The organism is Opacimonas viscosa, from assembly GCF_024199005.1.
Classification (GTDB): Bacteria; Pseudomonadota; Gammaproteobacteria; order Enterobacterales; family Alteromonadaceae; genus Opacimonas; species Opacimonas viscosa.
Genome location: NZ_JANATA010000338.1, coordinates 1 through 233 on the forward strand (window position 1 = coordinate 1; position 233 = coordinate 233).

A 233-nucleotide genomic window follows, 5' to 3' on the forward strand; every position below is an offset into this window, starting at 1 on the left:
TTACTGCAACTATTAGCGGTAACCTATCAATGCGTCTATCATTCAAACTTGATCACAACACCAATGTTGAAGACGATGTTGAGAAGCTAGATACAGAGACCGCTGTTAGCCTAGTTTACAACTTCTTCTAAGCTAAGATATACACACAACTACCCTCGCGGTAAGTTAGGCATTAGGCCTGTGTGTTAATCTAAAAAAAACGCTGCATAATATGCAGCGTTTTTTATTTAAGC

Annotated in this window: 1 protein-coding gene; it reads left to right on the forward strand. The window is 38.6% G+C overall.

Annotated features, from left to right (window positions below; translation table 11 throughout):
* The coding region (locus NLF92_RS13830; RefSeq protein ID WP_254102856.1) for a DUF481 domain-containing protein at nucleotides 1-131 on the forward strand (131 nt) is incomplete at its 5' end.
* Nucleotides 132-233: the final 102 nt, after the last annotated feature.